Source organism: Vibrio proteolyticus NBRC 13287, from assembly GCF_000467125.1.
In the GTDB taxonomy this organism is placed as follows: Bacteria; Pseudomonadota; Gammaproteobacteria; order Enterobacterales; family Vibrionaceae; genus Vibrio; species Vibrio proteolyticus.
Genome location: NZ_BATJ01000005.1, coordinates 224,571 through 240,689, shown reverse-complemented (window position 1 = coordinate 240,689; position 16,119 = coordinate 224,571). Strand labels below are relative to the sequence as shown.

The window sequence follows — 16,119 nt, the reverse complement described above, 5'->3', positions numbered from 1 at the left end:
TTATGCTGATTGGATTGGCGGTTAGTGGAGACGAAAAAGCCCCGGGTAACTATATCCGGGGCTTTGTGATTACAGTAGATCCAGAATAGCCTCGGCCTTACTGACTTCAAATGATTGAGGCTCTTCCACATTCAGAGTCGTGACTTTGCCGTCTTCGACGATCATCGCGTAGCGCTGTGAACGGATACCACCAAAGCCGGCTGTATCCATTTCCAGTCCTAATGCTTTTGTAAAACTCGCATCGCCGTCTGCCAGCATGCGAATTTCGCTGGCGTTCTGGGCTTCGCCCCAGGCTTGCATCACAAACGCATCGTTGACGGCCACACAGGCAATCATGTCAACGCCTTTGGCTTTCAACTGATCGGCCAGGACCACGTAGCCTGGAAGGTGCGCTTCAGAGCAGGTTGGCGTAAAAGCACCAGGTACTGCAAACAGCACGACTTTTTTGCCGGCGAACAGTTCGTGGGTCGGATGGGTGACCATACCGTCTGCCGTCAGTTCGTTGAGAGAAGATTGAGGGAGAGATTGACCTTGTTGAATCATGACCTTATTCCTTAACGGTTGTGCGAATGTTCAGTTTAGTACGTTCTGCCCGACAGGAACACGGAGATTCTCTGAGGTTAATCGGATAATGCCGTACAGCTGTCAATCTGAGCAGGATTTACTCGGGGAACACGCCCTAGCATGTTATGGTTGCTATTTCATATCTCTCGCCCGAGCCGTGCGAGAGATGACGACTCAGTTAAGGAGCTACATTACCTATGCCATTCCCCGTAAAAGCGTCCTGCCAGTGTGGTCAGGTGAGTTATCAACTGCACGCCAAACCGTTGAAAGTTCTCGCTTGTCATTGCCGAGAATGTCAGAAACTGGCCACCGCGCCGTTCAGCGTGACCGCCGTTGTCGATGCCCAAGATATCGAGTTCTCCGGAGAAATGGGCAGTTGGAGCCGTCTGGCGGATAGCGGCAACCACAATGGTGCTAAGTTTTGCACCGGTTGTGGTAACCGGATTTATCACATCAATCCGGATCAACCGCACTTGATCAAACTGAAATTAAAACCAGTAGCGCGCGAAAGTGAGATGCTGTTTGCGCCTACAGCGCACGTCTGGGTCAGCGAAAAGGTGAGTTGGTTCGAGTTGCCGACCGGTGTTCCGACCTTCGATAAGCAGGTTTAAGCGAAGATTCTGCCACCGTCGAGCTGCGACAAGGAGAAAGAAATGAATGAGTGGGTGTTGGTCAGTCATTGGTTAGTTGTAGGGATATTGGCGACTATTTTTATGGACTTGTTCGCCCTGGGACAGAAAAAGCTGCTGGGCATAGCGTCACTGAATTATTGTTTGGTTGGCCGTTGGTTGTTGTATATGCCTGGCGGGCAATTTCGGCATCATACCATCTTGCAAACCCAGCCCAGAAGCGGTGAATGCGCGTTGGGTTGGGTCAGTCACTATGTGATTGGTGTGCTGTTTGCCGCGCTGTTTTATCTGCTGGCTGGCATGCAACCCGGGCAGGCGAGCTTTGCTGCGGTAGTCTTGTTTGGTGTAGCGACGGTAGTCGTGCCATTTTTTGTGATGCAACCAGGGCTAGGGTTTGGGGTGATGGCAGCAAAAACGCCTGCGCCAGCAACGGCACGCATGCGCAGTGTTGTCGCACATGCGTCTTATGGTCTGGGGCTCTTTTTGGCCTTGCGTTTAGTGAGTTTTGTGACGCTGTAACTTGTCGTGTAATGTAGAGGCCAAGTAAGGAGTTATGCATGAAGTTTTTGTGGCTGAAGATTTTGACAACGGTGTTGGTGTTTGCGGGCTTGTTTGCGCTGGTCTTTTACAAAGTTCAAAGCGGTGTGGTGTAAGCAATCCGGTGAAATCAGAAAATGGCGATTGCGGCTGACGATGGCTTTATAGATACTAGGGCGACGAAAAGCTGCGGGAGCCGATGAACGTGCAGAAAATACCAACAAAAATTACCTTTTTTGAATGGCTTGAGCCATCGATCGTATCCGGAAATAAAACCATCACCATCCGTGATAAGAGCGAGATGGGGTATGTCCCGGGTACGGAAGTCGATGTGCACACATTAGAAACTGACCGCAAGTTTGCCCGGATTGAAATCGTGTCTGTGGAGCCTCTTTGGTTTGACGACATCAATGAGTTTCATGCGCAGCAGGAATACATGGAACTGGATAAGCTAAAAGCCTTGATCAAAGAGATCTACCCAGATGAAATGCAGTTCTACGTGATTACATATCGTCTGGTGTAGAGAGCGTCATTATCATAATACAGTGAGGAACACGGATGTCCGAATACACAGCTAACATCAGTTGGCGCAGAGGGGAGCACGAGCTCTTTACCGACAATCAGTACAGCCGCGGTCATATCTGGTCGTTTGATGGTGGGGTAAGTGTACCTGCCTCGTCGTCTCCACACGTGGTGCCGTTGCCTTATTCGGTGGCAGCCAATGTCGATCCGGAAGAGGCTTTCATCGCGGCTCTGTCGAGTTGCCATATGTTAGTTTTTCTCTCGATTGCAGCGAAGCGTAAATATCTGATTGATCATTACAGCGATGATGCCGTTGGTGTACTTGAAGAAGACGAAAGTGGCAGAACCTCAGTCACTCGGGTGACGTTGAGACCTAAAGTGGTGTTCTCTGGTGAGCGGCAACCAACGCAGTTACAGCTGGAAAAAATGCACCATACTGCCCACGAAAACTGCTTTATCGCGAATTCGGTTAAGACCCAGATTACCACTGAAATTGGCACCTGAACGAGCGGACAGTGAGTGATAACTTGCGCCGTCTTGGGCGCGCGGAGGTCACCCTGATGCACTCTCCTGAAGGCGATCGCATCATTTGCAAACGTGGGGCATCGCCCGTTGAGGTGGCGTTTTATCGGGATTATTCAATGGTGCTGAACGACGCTGGGATCTATGTGCCGCGCTGCCTGAACTTGGACGAAGCTGCCGGGCGACTGGAACTTGAGCACATACCGGATGCTCTGCCGGAGCTTGAGGTGTATCGTGATGAGAAGGTCATTCGTCAGTTAGCGCGATTGCATGAGTTTCCCCCTCTGCCAAATACGCCGACTCATCTTCATACCTGGAGTTTAAACGATACGGAGTCTGCCCTTCGTGCATTAGCGATGGACGCTGAAACGGAGCGTTATTTTTACCGGGCCCAGGCGCAAAGTGCTGTTCTGTTCGAACACCATCATTTGATTTCCGGAGATACCAACCCGGGCAACTGGGGCGTGCGGCGCAATGGCCAGCGGGTGCTGTTTGATTGGGAGCGTTTTAGTTTGGGTTGTGCTGCTATTGATTTGGCTCCGATGATCCCGGGAATGGGGAACGCTGACACAATTGGAGCGACGTGCCGTCACTACCGGTGTTATCGAGCTACGGTGGCGCAGGGGGAGCTTGAGCTGCGTGTGGTGCTGGCCAAAAGCTGGATCGTGGTTGAAGTGGTCAATATTCTACAGCGCTGCGCGCATCCTGACACTGAGCGCTATTTGACTTGGTATCGGCAAACGTTGCCCGGCTGGGCGAAAGAAATGCGGCACCTGATGTAACAACGCCAGCATCATGCTGGCGTTGTGGACGGGTTATTTCTTGGTCAGGTTGTACTGATCTGCCAGTTCACCGGTGATGTGCTGACCATTGCTGTCGAGTTTCATTAACTCATTTTCTGCGACAAAATACTGATTTGGCTCCGCTTCATCACTCAGCGTGATCACACTGCCTGAGTTGTCCCAGCTGAAGCTGCCTTCTGAGTGATACTTCTCTTCACCTTTGCCCAAATACGTTTGATCCAGTGAGTAGCTGCCATCAGTGTTAAGAGTCAGGTTGGTTTCCAAACCTTCACAATCGGCACAAGGCAGGATGCCACTGTAAGTACCGTTCCAGTCTAGGGAGTTTTGTGCGTTGTGGGCGCTGTCTACCATGACTTCGGCCTGCTGTTGAGGCTGAGCTTCGATTTCAAGCGTTGGCTCAGGAACGACCGTTTCGGCTTGAGCGGCCGGCTTTTGTTCTGGTTGCGGTGTTTCCGCAGGCTCGTCTTGACAACCAGCCAGAACGATAGCGGTAACAGACAGGGCTAACAGACGTTTTTTCATAATAATTCCTCGTTAATTAAGCGTATTTCCTGTAGGACAAATAGTAACGTTTCTCACTTGTTCGTTTCGTCAGTCTGAAGTAATACAATGATCTGGGGATGTCAGAGTTTCGTCATTTGCGTAACCTATTAAAAACAGTGTCTAAATAGAGTGATGGCGTTATGATGAACCAGAGTGAGGCGAACTTGCCAGAAGTATGGGATACAACCGGGCTACAGGCGAATGAGAGTGTTATGAAAATCAGCTTTAATATGGAAGATGCGGGGCAGGTGTTTGTCGGAGCGTTTGCGCTGGCGGTGCCTATATCGTTTTCAGAAGAAGCATGGCAACTGGGTGAAACGCTACCTTTTGCCAATTTGCTGATGCTGATGTCACTGTCGACCGTATTTCTCGGCATCTTTGCCTACCAGAGTGTATTTCAGCAAAACGTCCATAAACGGGTGTTGGCGTTTGCGTTACGAATCATACTGGCGTATTTGATTACGGCGTTTGTGGTGGCGCTGGTGTTGATGTGCCTCGATAAACTGCCACTGATGGTGGACCCCATCACGTCACTCAAACGAATTGTGGTGATAACCATGCCAGCCTCGATGGGGGCCATTGTCGTCGACAGTTTTGATAAAGAATAAAAAAATCCCCGCCAGGGCGGGGATTTTTCTTGTATCCGGATTACGCCAGCACGGCTTCTTCCTCGGCAAACTCAACACCGGCTTCGCGGTAGAGACGACGACACGCTTTGCCATCGCTATGGAACAGGTGACAGCGGTGAGCGGGAATACCTATAGATAGCTTATCACCCACATCGACGTCCAGTGTGTCCGGCTGACGATAGATCACGTCTGTATCGGCACCTTCTAGGTTGAGATAGACCTGAGTCTCGTTGCCAAGTTTCTCGACGATCATCACTTCGCCCTCGATCACGCCGTCGCCTTCCGACTTGGTCACCAGATGTTCAGGACGAATACCCAGTGACATGCGTTCGCCACGAGTGACTGATGAGCCATCGACGGGAATCCAGAACGACATGCCGTTGGACAGCTGAACTTTTACTTGATCCGGTTGAACCTCATCAATGAATACGCTGGTAAAGTTCATCTTTGGTGAGCCGATAAAGCCCGCTACGAATCGGTTCTGAGGGTAGTGATACAGCTCTAGCGGTTTACCTACCTGAGAGACGAACCCTGTGTCCAACACGACAATTTTGTCAGCCATGGTCATGGCTTCCACCTGGTCGTGGGTTACGTAGATCATGGTGCAACCCAGCTTACGTTGCAATTTGGTGATTTCAGAGCGCATCTGCACACGCAAAGCCGCATCCAGGTTCGAGAGAGGTTCATCCAAAAGGAAAACATCGGGCTGTGACACCAGCGTCCGGCCGATCGCAACGCGTTGACGTTGGCCACCCGACAGGGCCTTAGGTTGACGTTCTAATAAATGGCTGAGCTGAAGAATTTCGGCTGCATGCTCAACACGCTGGCTGATTTCTTTCTTATCGGCTTTTGCCAGTTTGAGGCCAAATGACATGTTGTCGTAGAGGTTAAGATGAGGGTAGAGCGCGTAAGACTGGAATACCATACCAACGCCCCGTTTCGACGGCTCAACCTCATTCATGCGTTCGTTTCCGATGTACAGGTCACCTGAAGTAATGTCTTCAAGACCAGCGATACAACGCAGCAGGGTGGATTTACCACAGCCTGACGGGCCAACGAAAACGACAAATTCGCCCTCTTTGATTTCCAGATCGACATTCTTGGAAATCAACACATCGCCATAAGCTTTACATACATTTTTTAACGTGACACTCGCCATCTAGCTCGTCCTCGATCAAGATTTTTGTAACTTACTGCCCATCATTATATGAATAGTCGCGGGCAGTAATAGTAGGAATTCGGTAAGTTGTGTTTTGTTTTGTCTCAAAAGGGTAAGAAAAACGGGGTGATGGACGCGAAAAGGTAGCGTCAACATCACCCGTCAGTGCCAATTGTTGGTTTGCCTCCCCCGTACAAGCTGATGCCTCCCCCGTACTAAATAATTACCACGAACATCAAATCTTGTAACAGCAAACCAATCCGGCATGAAAAACCAGTGTCTTCTTAACGATGAACGACTGGAAAGGGTTCTTACCATCCACTCTTGGATGTGCTTAGTTTCCGTATTTGGTGCAGTAGTGACATCCTCCCAGACTATTTTTTTGTAGGGGTAGTAGGAGGGGAGGAGGGAAAAGGGGGAGGACACGACGTCGCGAGATCCAGTTCAAATAAATTAATTACTCAATATTGAATCTGATCACATTAAGGTATGGTTTTGTGATTTTGGTCGCCAACCTGAAACGATGACGATCACGAAAATAGTCCATAATACCAAGGGCGTAGGGATTAGGAGGATGAGCCGTATTGATTTTTCTCTGAAGATAGATGGCGAAATACGGTGAAACCTTTTTGGGGTTAACCCTACATCACAAATATAAAAAGGATATGAACATGAAAAACGCCCTAAGCACAGTAGCACTCGGTACTCTTGTTGCTCTTGGCTCTTTCGGTGCAAACGCTGCCATCGAAGAAGGTCAACTAACCATCTGGATCAATGGTGATAAAGGCTACAATGGACTTGCTGAAGTCGGTAAAAAGTTCGAAGAAGAGACAGGGATTAAAGTCACAGTGGCACACCCGGATGGTCTTCAGGACAAGTTCCCGCAAACTGCAGCAACGGGTGACGGTCCGGATATCGTGTTCTGGGCGCACGACCGTTTTGGTGGCTACGCTGAAGCGGGTCTGCTGGCTGAGATCAAACCTTCGCAAAAAATCAAAGACGGCATCGTCGATTTTGCATGGGATGCGGTGAAATACGATGGCAAATACATCGGCTATCCAATCGCCGTTGAGTCTTTGTCTCTCATCTACAACAAAGATTTAGTGCCAAACCCACCGAAAACCTGGGAAGAAGTGGCAGCGCTGAACGCGAAGCTGAAAAAAGACGGCAAGTCCGCGATCATGTGGAACCTGAAAGAACCGTATTTCACCTGGCCACTGATGGCTGCTGATGGCGGCTACGCATTCAAATACACCGCCAGCGGTTACGACGTGAAAGATGCCGGTATTAACAACCAGGGCGTGAAAGACGCAATGAACTTTGTCAAAGGTCTGGTGGATAAAGGCGTCATTTCTCCTGATATGGATTACTCAGTTTCCGAGTCTGCGTTCAACCAGGGCAACACCGCAATGACCATCAATGGTCCTTGGTCATGGGGCAATATTGAGAAGTCGGGCATCAACTATGGTGTGACGACGCTGCCTAAATTCAATGGCCAGTCTTCGAAACCATTTGTGGGCGTACTGACTGCAGGTATCAGCACTGCGTCACCAAACAAAGATCTGGCGGTTGAGTTCATCGAAAACTATCTGCTGACTAACGATGGTTTGCGTAAAGTTAATGACGACAAACCATTGGGCGCGGTTGCACTGAATTCGTTCCAGAAAGAGCTGGACAAAGACGCGCGTATCGCAGCGACAATGGATAACGCGATGAACGGTGAAATCATGCCGAACATTCCTCAGATGAATGCATTCTGGGGCGCGGCGAAAAATGCCATCATCAACATTGTGGACGGTCGTCAGACTGTAGACGCAGCGTTGGCTGATGCTGAAAAACAAATGACTAAATAACTCAGTAATACCTTTTAAGGAGGGGGGTAACCCCTCCTTCATTTCTCCTTTTTTATATCGCTAGCAGGTTCCTTTATGCAGTCAGTTCAAGGTACAGATGCTATGACATCATCATCGACGAACTTACCGACAAGCAAAAGTACATTGATCAAATGGTCGCTTTTAGCCACCGTCGGTATTGTAAATGGCTACGCCACCATTCTCATGTATTCACGTGGTGAGATTGCTTTCGCGCTTCTTACGTTAATCATCACCGCACTGGCTCTGTTTATCTTCGGCAGCAAGAAAACGTACGCGCACCGCTATATCTATCCAGGCATCGCGGGCATGATTTTGTTCATCCTTTTTCCGTTGGCGTATACCGTCGGTCTTGCGTTTACTAATTACAGTGCCAAAAACCAGTTGTCGTTCGAGCGTGCGCAGTCAGTGTTGCTCGACAGAACGTATCAGAGTGGGGAAAGTTATCCGTTCACACTGTACAAAACAGAGCAGGGCCACCGTATCGTCATTAATGATGGTGAGCAATTGCTGGCGACGCCAACGTTCCAATTGGACGGTTTGAATGTATCGGATTTGGATCTGACGCCTGTAACGTCAGTCGATGGTGACAAAGAGCAAATTAAAACCATCGTCAAAAACCGCAGTGCTCTGGGGCAAGTGGATCTGCACATGCCTGATGGCGACGATATTCGCATGAGTGGTCTGCGTAAGTTCGCCGCGGTGGTGCCTTTGTACACGCTGCAGGGCGACGGAGAAACCCTGCTGAACAATCGCACCGATGAAACGCTCAAGCCGAACAGGGATGAAGGCTATTACCAGCCAGTGAATGAACAGGGTGAGTTTGTAGGTTCAACCGTTTCGCCTGGCTTCATTGTGGGGGTGGGCACCCACAACTTTGAACGTGTATGGAAAGACGACGGTATCAAAGAGCCGTTCATCAGCATCTTTATCTGGACCATCGTATTTTCTGTTTTGACAGTGATTTTTACCGGTGTGATTGGTCTGGTTCTGGCCAGTGTCGTCCAGTGGGAGGAGCTGAAAGGCCGCTCGGTCTACCGTGTGCTGTTAATTCTGCCCTACGCAGTGCCAGCGTTTATCTCGATTCTGATCTTTAAAGGTTTATTTAACCAAAGCTTTGGTGAGATCAACATGGTTCTGGAGTCTGTTTTTGGCCTGAGCCCAGCATGGTTTTCCGATCCGTTCCTGGCAAAAACCATGGTGCTCATTGTGAATACCTGGCTGGGTTTTCCGTACATGATGATCTTGTGTATGGGACTGCTGAAAGCGATTCCTGAAGACTTATATGAAGCGTCGGCGATCGACGGGTCGAACTTCATCTCTAACTTCACTCGCATTACGCTGCCGCTGATGATCAAGCCGCTGACGCCACTGCTGATTGCCAGCTTTGCGTTCAACTTTAACAACTTTGTTCTTATTCAGTTGTTGACGGCGGGTGGCCCGAACATGATTGGGACGTCTGAGCCTGCTGGCTATACCGATCTGTTAGTGAACTACACCTATCGGATTGCGTTTGAAGGTGCTGGTGGCCAGGACTTTGGTCTGGCAAGTGCTATCGCCACGCTGATCTTCCTGCTGGTGGGGGCGTTGGCGCTACTCAACCTGCGTGTGACCAAAGTAGCTCAGGATTAAGGAGATTCCGAAATGGCAATGGTACAAGGTAAATCATTAAAATACCGTGTCTGGGCGACTCACATCGCGATGTGGACGTTCCTGTCACTGATCATATTTCCGCTGCTGATGGTAATTGCGATCTCCTTCCGTGAGGGTAACTTCGCTACTGGCAGCCTGATCCCGGATAATCCGTCGCTTGAGCACTGGAAACTGGCGTTAGGCATGGCTGTCGAAAATGCGGATGGCACCGTGACGCCGCCGCCGTTCCCGGTACTGACCTGGCTGTGGAACTCAATTAAAGTTGCAGGCATCACATCGGTTCTGATTGTGACCTTGTCGACGACTTCAGCGTATGCGTTTGCACGGATGAAGTTCAAAGGCAAAAACACTATCCTGAAAGCGATGATGATCTTTCAGATGTTCCCGGCAGTGTTGGCGCTGGTAGCGATTTATGCCTTGTTTGATAAGCTCGGTCAGTACATTCCTTTCCTTGGTTTGAACACGCATGGCGGCCTGATCTTCTCGTATTTAGGTGGGATCGCACTGCACGTCTGGACGATTAAGGGTTACTTCGAGACCATTGATGGTTCGTTGGAAGAAGCGGCCGCTCTGGATGGCGCAACACCATGGCAAGCCTTCAGACTGGTGCTGTTACCGCTGTCTGTACCGATTCTGGCGGTGGTATTCATCTTGTCATTTATCATGGTTGTGGGTGAGGTTCCGGTAGCATCTTTGCTTCTTTCTGATGTAAACTCATACACCTTAGCGGTTGGTATGCAGCAGTATTTATACCCTCAGAACTATCTGTGGGGGGATTTTGCAGCCGCAGCAGTATTGTCTGCATTGCCAATAACCGTCGTATTCTTACTTGCGCAGCGCTGGTTAGTCGGAGGACTTACCGCCGGCGGTGTGAAAGGATAATAAGAATAAGGGCGACCGTAAGGTCGCCCATTTTGTTTCTTCATCCAGCACTTTTGGTTTGGCCGCCGATCAGCTGGTTTGTAAGAGCAGTTCTGGCGTTACGCATAGCTGGCTGTTAGCTCTGATTCCTTACTATCCAACGACTAACAGTTTTTTGTAACCAAAACCCGGGCTTCCGCTTGGGTTTTTTTATGTCGGTAGGAAAGCAAAAGAGGGCGCCAGGCCCTCTTTGTATAGCTTGACGTGAGTAGTTATAGGGTTTGCGCAATCTGGCTGGTGACTTGCTGAAAGCCTTGCGCCAATGCTTCCACCAATGCCGGATAGCCTCCTGAGTCAAGGGGGACGCTGTGACGAAAAGCCTGGGTCTGCTGAATCTGTCCTTCAGCGTCAACCAGTGTCCACTCCCCGCTGATATCAGCGTTGCCTGTATACGAACCATTGAACTGTTCGACGCGCACTAGCAGCATAGGTTGACCACGGCTTGTCATCACCGGGTTCAGTTGCACTGGCCAGTACTGACTTTGTTTGCTGCGTAAGTCCGCCACCAGGCGTTGCGTTAACTGGGCTGACAGGTTTTGTGCCCACAAGTTCTGCCTAGTTTGGATCACCTGAGTGTCAGAGGTGCGGTAAACCAACCCGGCGCTGTCCAGATAAGGCGCCAGTTCGACTGGCCGAACAACTAGGATCGGAGCGGTTTGTGGAGCCCTGACCGTGGCTTCAGGGGCGGGCAACACATACAACTGACTGGCGGGTGGTGTTGCGCTGCAGCCTGCCAGTGCAACTAAGCTGAAAACTAACCATTTTTTCATTATTTCTGTCCTTTCGCCGGCACAGGGTCCTGCGCTTTTTCATCACCAAACACCAGAGAGTTCGGCTTTTCATTTAACTGACGCAGTACGGGTTTAAACTCTGTCATGACTTGTTCAAACTGACCCAGCGCAGACTGCAGCTCGGAATACATTGGCGAGTTTGGTCCAAAGCCATTGAGGGTATCCTGGATCTGTTTCAGACTGTCGCGAATGTCTTTTGGCAGCGCCTGAGTGTCTTTCTGTTTGAGCAAAGTATCCAGGCTGGCGGCGACGCGTTCGGCTGATGCCAAGGTTTTCTCTGAGGTTTCCAACGTGGCGTTCAGAGAGTTGAGCGTATCGTCCAACGGCAGATCGTTCAGTTTTTGCAGCAAGTCGGTGACTTGTTTTTGCACTTCGGCAAAGCCGCCTTGCCTGGTCGGAAACACATCGTAGCCTTCAAATGACTCCGGCTGATTTGCCTGATCCTTCGGATAGAAATCCGCATCAATATACAGAGCCCCCGTCAACAAGCTGCCCGTTTTGAGGGTGGCGCGCAGGCCTCGTTTGAACTCTTCACGTAACTTGGTTTTGAGGATCTCGACTGGCACTTGTTCAAACGAGTCGTAGACACGCCCCAGTTCAATGCGCACCAGAACAGGAATTTGGGTGGCAGAGAAGTCCTCATCCGGAGTCGGCATGCGCATTGGAACGCGCATCACGGTACCGATGCGGATCCCACGGTATTCCACGGGAGCACGGGCTCTGAGGCCGCGCACCGATTCATCAAACAACATCACGAATTCCAGGTATTCGTCGTAAAGGCCTTCTCGGACCTGTTTGTGATCGTCAAACAGGCGGTAGCGACGCATCTGCTTTGTGACGGGCTGGCCCGAGTCCATACCTCGCGGTACATCGAAGGTCACGCCGCCAGTCAACAAACTTTCCAGTGAACCGAATCTCAGGTTGAAACCTTCGGCATTGAGCTGCAAGTCGACCCCCGATGACAACCAGAAATGGGATCGGGTGCGGACCAGGCTGTCGTAGGGCTCAAAAATGAACAGTTGATAGAGGGCTTTTTGCGTGTTGACGTCAAAGCTGGTGCTCTCAACACGCCCGACAGTGAAGCCTTTGTAGATCACCGGATCACCCACGGACAGCTTGCCCGCTTCCTGATTGCTCAGAACGACCCTTAATCCTTTGGCGTCCGGCGGTGCCACTGGCGGGACGTCAAGTACGGTGAATTCTTCGCGCTTTTCTTTCTCGTGGCCGGGCTGAAGTTGGATATAGGCTCCGGAGAGCAGGGTCTCCAAGCCAGACACGCCATCCCGGCCAATACGTGGTTTAACGACCCAGAACAGGGTGTCTTTTTTCAGCATCCGTTCTGCGTCTTTGTTCATGCGAGCGGTGACCAGGATGTAATCGTAGTTGTGGCTTAACGTGACCTCAGTGACGGTACCAACTTTCACGTTCAGAGAGCGAATCTCTGTTTTGCCCACTTCAATACCTTCGGCCGTCTTCATTTTTAACGTGATTTCCGGACCAGTGCTGGTGATGTGTTGGTACAACATCCAGGCACCCATTGCCAAAGCCAGGATCGGAATGATCCAGATAGTGGAAATGTGCCGTTGCGGTTGAACGTTAGCCGAGGTTTTTTTCTCTTCACTCATCGTTGGTTTTCTCGTTCACAAGATCAATAGGCTGCTGAGCGTGCGTTGGCATACGTTGCCAGAGCATGCGCGGGTCAAATACCATCGCGGAGAGCATGGTGCATATCACGACAGCAGCGAAAGAAAGGGCGGCCGGACCCGGATAAATGGCCATCAGGTTGTGGAGCTGAACCAGTGCGACCAGAATGGCTACCACGAAAATATCAATCATCGACCAACGGCCGATAAACTCAGTAATACGATACGCTTTTAAGCGGGTGATGCTTTCCTGCCGCGGGTGCTTGTGCATGTTTTTTGCGGTGACAAACAGCCAGGCTAAGGTGAACATTTTGGCTAATGGAATAAAAATACTGGCTAAGAAAATCACCATCGCAATGGGATAGGAGCCTAGTTGCCATAGCAGAATCACCCCCCCGAGGATGGTAGAACCTTCACTGTGGCCCAAGCTTACGGTATACATCATCGGATACAGGTTGGCCGGCACATAAAAAATCGCAGAGGCGATCAGCAGTGCCCAGGCTTTCTGCAGATCTCCGGATGGGTCATATTTGTGTGTGCGGCTGCCACAGCGGACGCAACGACTGTGCCGTTGTTCGTCGAGCGGATTGATCTGATGACAAACATGACAACTGACATGATTGGCCGAGAGGTGGCTGTCACCATCGCAGACGTGGTCAACCGGGATGCTTGGAATGAACTGATCCCACAACCAACTTTTGTCAACCATGGAGATGCATTTCACGACCAAGACGGTATAGACACAAAACGCCCAGAAGGAGGTGCCCATGCCAATGTCTGCCAGAGACGCGATTTTGATCAGGCTGACCAGTACACCGATCAGAAACACATCCACCATCAACCAGGGCTCAACCTGAAACAGGACCCGGCAGATGAGTTTAGTGGTGTGCCTCTGCTTTGGATTTGGTGGATGACGACGAAAATGCAGGGCTTTTAGGTGTAAATAAAGCAGGCAACAGATGTAAATCGCCGGCAGTACGATGACCGTTGCCAGTAGCAGCGAGGCGAGTAGCGAGTTTTGAAACTGCTCCAGCGTCTTGACCGAATGCAGCAACGTGATCTCTTGTGTGAGGCCCTTGACACTGAACGACATAAAAGGAAACGAGACGCTGAGAATCAACGTAATCAGGCATGTGATTGCATAAGCAATCGGGCGTTGATACGGGTTGGTCGGTTGTTTCAGTAACGTATGATGACAACGCGGGCATTGAGCTTTTTGTCCTGCTGCGACGGCGGGAATATCGACAACCAGACCACATTCTTCGCAAGCAATCAGGTGCTGAGAGGTCGTGCTCTCAATCTTTTTATGAGGTGATTCAATAGGTTGAGCACCTTCCATCATCGCTTCCATTTGGTTAGGTTGATTATATCAGGCGTCAATATAGTGTAGTTGTCCACCTGGATAGTTAAATCCAAGTGAAAATTTGCAGGTAACTTGCTCATATTCATAGGATTAACGCAGTGTATATTGAGAATAGTTGCGTTTGTGAGAAAGGAGCAACTGTAGCAGAAAACGAGGGCGATCAGAACTCGCGGCTGGAAGGAGCACACCCGACGTATTGAAGCAGCACGTAGATACTCTCTTGTTGTAACGCCACTTTGCGAAACAGATCGGCGAAAATGTCATCGCCGCCGAAGCAGGTGCGGATGTAATGATTGATTGCCTGTGTGTCGTAGCCTTCGACGTACATCGTCCGTACCCATTGATACTCCACCGATTTGGGGTTGGCCAGCGTATCGGCGCTCAGTGTGGTGTTCAGGCTCAATCAGGATTCCTCTGTCTTTTCCTGCCTTTGCGCAGTAATGAACCGCGGATTAAATCAAACAAAGATGAAAGAAAAATGACAGAGGTAAACGATTACAAATAAAACGCGTTAAACATGACTTTACTTCAGGTATTTGACGTGCGCTTCCATCTCTTCGCCAATCTTTTTGCGCATGTTCATCAGGCGAATGGCAGACTGCTGTAGGGCGATGTCTTCCTCACTTTGTGGCACCCACTCCGGAATACGCGTTGGCTTACCAGCCTCATCAACCGCCACCATGATCACGATACAATGCGTGGTAAGACGATTTTTCATCTCTTTGGGATCGCTGGCCTGAACATCGATAGCGATGTGCATAGAGGTAGTTCCGGTGTAAATGACTTTTGCACTGACTTCAACCAGGTTGCCGACATGGATCGGAGCCACAAACCGGATTCCGCCGGCGTAGGCGGTAATGCAGTACTTGCCACTCCAGGCGGCTGAACAGGCATACGCGGCCAGGTCAATCCACTTCATGACAGCGCCGCCGTGGACCTTGCCGCCAAAGTTTACATCACCGGGTTCTGCCAGAAACCGTAATGTGATGTTGCGTTGTCCGCTGCTCATAGGTTTGTCCTCATTATTTTGATGTGATTCATCATACATTGGAAATGTAAAAAAAGTGTAATTGATTTTTTACTTGTTAGTGATTTTGGCTTTATGGCGGTGAATGGGGTGGTCTGCATGAGGAAGATTTCCCGTGACATTTAGAACAATAAGTTTAGAATAACTTAAAATGACTTACGTGATTTTAAGTTTATGACCCAAGAAGAGCGCCTAGTTCACTTACAAACCCTGATGAAGCAGCAGGGGAAAATTACCGCGACCGATATCTGCAATCAGTTTGGTGTGTCGCGTGATTCCGCGCGGCGCGATCTGGTGAAACTCACCCAGCTGCCGGGCATTCAGCGCATTCGTGGTGGTGCGATGTTGGCTCCGGTGTCGCCGAAAAGCGAGCCGTTCTCTGCTAAAACTGTTAGCAGGGCCAAGCACGCATTGGCGCAGTGCGCGGCATCGCTGGTGGATGCACAGGACTACATTGTGCTTGATACCAGCACTACGTTGGCCCTCGTCCCCAGTTATCTGGCGGCGCCCGCGACCATCGTGACCAACTCGGTTAACACGCTGGCTCAGGTTGAAGAGGGCTCTTCGCATGTGGTGCATCTGCTGGGCGGTCATTTTGACCCGTACAGCCGCGCCATACTGGGCGCGCAGGCTGAGCAGCAAATGGCTGGCTATCATGTGAATAAGGCGTTTATTGGTGTGTGCGCGCTGTCTGAGCGCGGCCTGACCACCAATGATGAACAAGAAGCGTCGATGAAACGCGCGATGATGGCGCAAGCGCAGCAGATCATTTTGGTGTGCGAACAGCGCAAAATGGGCACCGAAAATTTCCATCACGTGTGTGATGTGGCAGCGATCGACATGGTGATCACCGACGCGCCCCCCGCGCCAGCACTGCAAGAATTATTTGACCGTCACGACATTCAGTGTGTTGTGGCGACCGCACCAGAAGGACAGTTTTGA

18 protein-coding genes are annotated in these 16,119 nt (G+C 50.3%); 10 read left to right on the top strand and 8 right to left on the bottom strand.

The annotated features are described in order from the left end of the window. Window positions 1–69: 69 nt before the first annotated feature. The gene (locus tag VPR01S_RS08535; protein ID WP_021704916.1) at window positions 70–543 is read right to left on the bottom strand and encodes a peroxiredoxin; all 474 of its coding nucleotides are present in this window, start codon (window positions 541–543) and stop codon (window positions 70–72) included. Window positions 544–761: 218 nt separating this feature from the next. Here VPR01S_RS08535 and VPR01S_RS08530 point away from each other — a divergent pair, with 218 nt between their 5' ends. The 5 genes from VPR01S_RS08530 to VPR01S_RS08510 all read left to right on the top strand — a co-directional run bounded on the left by VPR01S_RS08530 (window position 762) and on the right by VPR01S_RS08510 (window position 3,556). Then, on the top strand, window positions 762–1,175 hold the full coding sequence (locus VPR01S_RS08530) for a GFA family protein (RefSeq protein ID WP_021704915.1): 414 nt from the start codon (window positions 762–764) through the stop codon (window positions 1,173–1,175). Between the two features lie 42 nt (window positions 1,176–1,217). After that, on the top strand, window positions 1,218–1,712 hold the full coding sequence (locus tag VPR01S_RS08525) for a DUF2938 family protein (RefSeq protein ID WP_021704914.1): 495 nt from the start codon (window positions 1,218–1,220) through the stop codon (window positions 1,710–1,712). A 217-nt stretch (window positions 1,713–1,929) separates the two neighbouring features. Continuing rightward, a complete protein-coding gene (gene yqfB / locus VPR01S_RS08520; protein WP_021704913.1) occupies window positions 1,930–2,253 on the top strand; it encodes a N(4)-acetylcytidine aminohydrolase in 324 nt (107 codons plus the stop codon). A 35-nt stretch (window positions 2,254–2,288) separates the two neighbouring features. Further along, a complete protein-coding gene (locus VPR01S_RS08515; protein WP_021704912.1) occupies window positions 2,289–2,756 on the top strand; it encodes an OsmC family protein in 468 nt (155 codons plus the stop codon). A gap of 11 nt (window positions 2,757–2,767) precedes the next feature. Beyond that, window positions 2,768–3,556 carry a phosphotransferase gene (locus VPR01S_RS08510; protein ID WP_021704911.1) on the top strand — a complete coding sequence of 263 codons (789 nt, stop codon included), beginning with the start codon at window positions 2,768–2,770 and terminating at the stop codon, window positions 3,554–3,556. Window positions 3,557–3,589: 33 nt separating this feature from the next. Here VPR01S_RS08510 and VPR01S_RS08505 read toward each other — a convergent pair whose 3' ends face one another. Beyond that, complete coding sequence (locus VPR01S_RS08505) at window positions 3,590–4,099, bottom strand: copper resistance protein NlpE (protein WP_021704910.1); 510 nt, start codon at window positions 4,097–4,099, stop codon at window positions 3,590–3,592. A 233-nt stretch (window positions 4,100–4,332) separates the two neighbouring features. On the opposite strand from VPR01S_RS08505, the gene VPR01S_RS08500 reads away from it, so the two are divergent. After that, a complete protein-coding gene (locus VPR01S_RS08500; RefSeq protein ID WP_040902433.1) occupies window positions 4,333–4,728 on the top strand; it encodes a DUF2391 family protein in 396 nt (131 codons plus the stop codon). Window positions 4,729–4,768: 40 nt separating this feature from the next. Here VPR01S_RS08500 and malK read toward each other — a convergent pair whose 3' ends face one another. After that, window positions 4,769–5,908 (bottom strand): maltose/maltodextrin ABC transporter ATP-binding protein MalK, encoded by a 1,140-nt coding sequence (gene malK, locus VPR01S_RS08495; RefSeq protein WP_021704908.1) that lies wholly within the window; start codon window positions 5,906–5,908, stop codon window positions 4,769–4,771. A 671-nt stretch (window positions 5,909–6,579) separates the two neighbouring features. Here malK and malE point away from each other — a divergent pair. The 3 genes from malE to malG all read left to right on the top strand — a co-directional run bounded on the left by malE (window position 6,580) and on the right by malG (window position 10,314). Then, window positions 6,580–7,761, top strand: coding sequence for a maltose/maltodextrin ABC transporter substrate-binding protein MalE (gene malE / locus VPR01S_RS08490; protein WP_021704907.1), 1,182 nt, complete (start codon window positions 6,580–6,582; stop codon window positions 7,759–7,761). A 75-nt stretch (window positions 7,762–7,836) separates the two neighbouring features. Then, the gene (gene malF, locus VPR01S_RS08485) at window positions 7,837–9,411 is read left to right on the top strand and encodes a maltose ABC transporter permease MalF (protein WP_040902432.1); all 1,575 of its coding nucleotides are present in this window, start codon (window positions 7,837–7,839) and stop codon (window positions 9,409–9,411) included. Between the two features lie 12 nt (window positions 9,412–9,423). Then, the gene (gene malG, locus VPR01S_RS08480) at window positions 9,424–10,314 is read left to right on the top strand and encodes a maltose ABC transporter permease MalG (RefSeq protein ID WP_021704905.1); all 891 of its coding nucleotides are present in this window, start codon (window positions 9,424–9,426) and stop codon (window positions 10,312–10,314) included. 251 nt (window positions 10,315–10,565) lie between these two features. On the opposite strand, the gene VPR01S_RS08475 is transcribed toward malG, so the two are convergent. The 5 genes from VPR01S_RS08475 to VPR01S_RS08455 all read right to left on the bottom strand — a co-directional run bounded on the left by VPR01S_RS08475 (window position 10,566) and on the right by VPR01S_RS08455 (window position 15,159). After that, the gene (locus VPR01S_RS08475) at window positions 10,566–11,123 is read right to left on the bottom strand and encodes a PqiC family protein (RefSeq protein WP_021704904.1); all 558 of its coding nucleotides are present in this window, start codon (window positions 11,121–11,123) and stop codon (window positions 10,566–10,568) included. Then, on the bottom strand, window positions 11,123–12,769 hold the full coding sequence (gene pqiB, locus VPR01S_RS08470; RefSeq protein WP_021704903.1) for an intermembrane transport protein PqiB: 1,647 nt from the start codon (window positions 12,767–12,769) through the stop codon (window positions 11,123–11,125). Before pqiB ends, VPR01S_RS08475 begins: the two co-directional genes overlap by 1 nt. After that, the gene (locus VPR01S_RS08465) at window positions 12,762–14,126 is read right to left on the bottom strand and encodes a paraquat-inducible protein A (protein ID WP_021704902.1); all 1,365 of its coding nucleotides are present in this window, start codon (window positions 14,124–14,126) and stop codon (window positions 12,762–12,764) included. The genes pqiB and VPR01S_RS08465 overlap by 8 nt, the downstream gene beginning before the upstream one ends. Window positions 14,127–14,310: 184 nt before the next feature. Continuing rightward, window positions 14,311–14,553, bottom strand: a complete 243-nt coding sequence (locus VPR01S_RS08460) for a hypothetical protein (RefSeq protein WP_021704901.1) — start codon at window positions 14,551–14,553, stop codon at window positions 14,311–14,313. Window positions 14,554–14,673: 120 nt separating this feature from the next. Further along, window positions 14,674–15,159, bottom strand: coding sequence for an acyl-CoA thioesterase (locus tag VPR01S_RS08455; protein ID WP_021704900.1), 486 nt, complete (start codon window positions 15,157–15,159; stop codon window positions 14,674–14,676). A 192-nt stretch (window positions 15,160–15,351) separates the two neighbouring features. Between VPR01S_RS08455 and VPR01S_RS08450 the strand changes: the two genes are divergently transcribed. After that, a complete protein-coding gene (locus tag VPR01S_RS08450; RefSeq protein WP_021704899.1) occupies window positions 15,352–16,119 on the top strand; it encodes a DeoR/GlpR family DNA-binding transcription regulator in 768 nt (255 codons plus the stop codon).

What these genes read in the sequence shown, in the direction of transcription:
- malK (WP_021704908.1), bottom strand. Translation starts at nt 5,908, where the DNA reads ATGGCGAGTGTCACGTTAAAAAATGTATGTAAAGCTTATGGCGATGTG.
- VPR01S_RS08525 (WP_021704914.1), top strand. Translation starts at nt 1,218, where the DNA reads ATGAATGAGTGGGTGTTGGTCAGTCATTGGTTAGTTGTAGGGATATTG.
- pqiB (WP_021704903.1), bottom strand. Translation starts at nt 12,769, where the DNA reads ATGAGTGAAGAGAAAAAAACCTCGGCTAACGTTCAACCGCAACGGCAC.
- malE (WP_021704907.1), top strand. Translation starts at nt 6,580, where the DNA reads ATGAAAAACGCCCTAAGCACAGTAGCACTCGGTACTCTTGTTGCTCTT.
- VPR01S_RS08450 (WP_021704899.1), top strand. Translation starts at nt 15,352, where the DNA reads ATGACCCAAGAAGAGCGCCTAGTTCACTTACAAACCCTGATGAAGCAG.
- VPR01S_RS08505 (WP_021704910.1), bottom strand. Translation starts at nt 4,099, where the DNA reads ATGAAAAAACGTCTGTTAGCCCTGTCTGTTACCGCTATCGTTCTGGCT.
- VPR01S_RS08535 (WP_021704916.1), bottom strand. Translation starts at nt 543, where the DNA reads ATGATTCAACAAGGTCAATCTCTCCCTCAATCTTCTCTCAACGAACTG.
- yqfB (WP_021704913.1), top strand. Translation starts at nt 1,930, where the DNA reads ATGAACGTGCAGAAAATACCAACAAAAATTACCTTTTTTGAATGGCTT.
- malG (WP_021704905.1), top strand. Translation starts at nt 9,424, where the DNA reads ATGGCAATGGTACAAGGTAAATCATTAAAATACCGTGTCTGGGCGACT.
- malF (WP_040902432.1), top strand. Translation starts at nt 7,837, where the DNA reads ATGCAGTCAGTTCAAGGTACAGATGCTATGACATCATCATCGACGAAC.
- VPR01S_RS08455 (WP_021704900.1), bottom strand. Translation starts at nt 15,159, where the DNA reads ATGAGCAGCGGACAACGCAACATCACATTACGGTTTCTGGCAGAACCC.
- VPR01S_RS08465 (WP_021704902.1), bottom strand. Translation starts at nt 14,126, where the DNA reads ATGGAAGGTGCTCAACCTATTGAATCACCTCATAAAAAGATTGAGAGC.
- VPR01S_RS08530 (WP_021704915.1), top strand. Translation starts at nt 762, where the DNA reads ATGCCATTCCCCGTAAAAGCGTCCTGCCAGTGTGGTCAGGTGAGTTAT.
- VPR01S_RS08515 (WP_021704912.1), top strand. Translation starts at nt 2,289, where the DNA reads ATGTCCGAATACACAGCTAACATCAGTTGGCGCAGAGGGGAGCACGAG.
- VPR01S_RS08475 (WP_021704904.1), bottom strand. Translation starts at nt 11,123, where the DNA reads ATGAAAAAATGGTTAGTTTTCAGCTTAGTTGCACTGGCAGGCTGCAGC.
- VPR01S_RS08500 (WP_040902433.1), top strand. Translation starts at nt 4,333, where the DNA reads ATGAAAATCAGCTTTAATATGGAAGATGCGGGGCAGGTGTTTGTCGGA.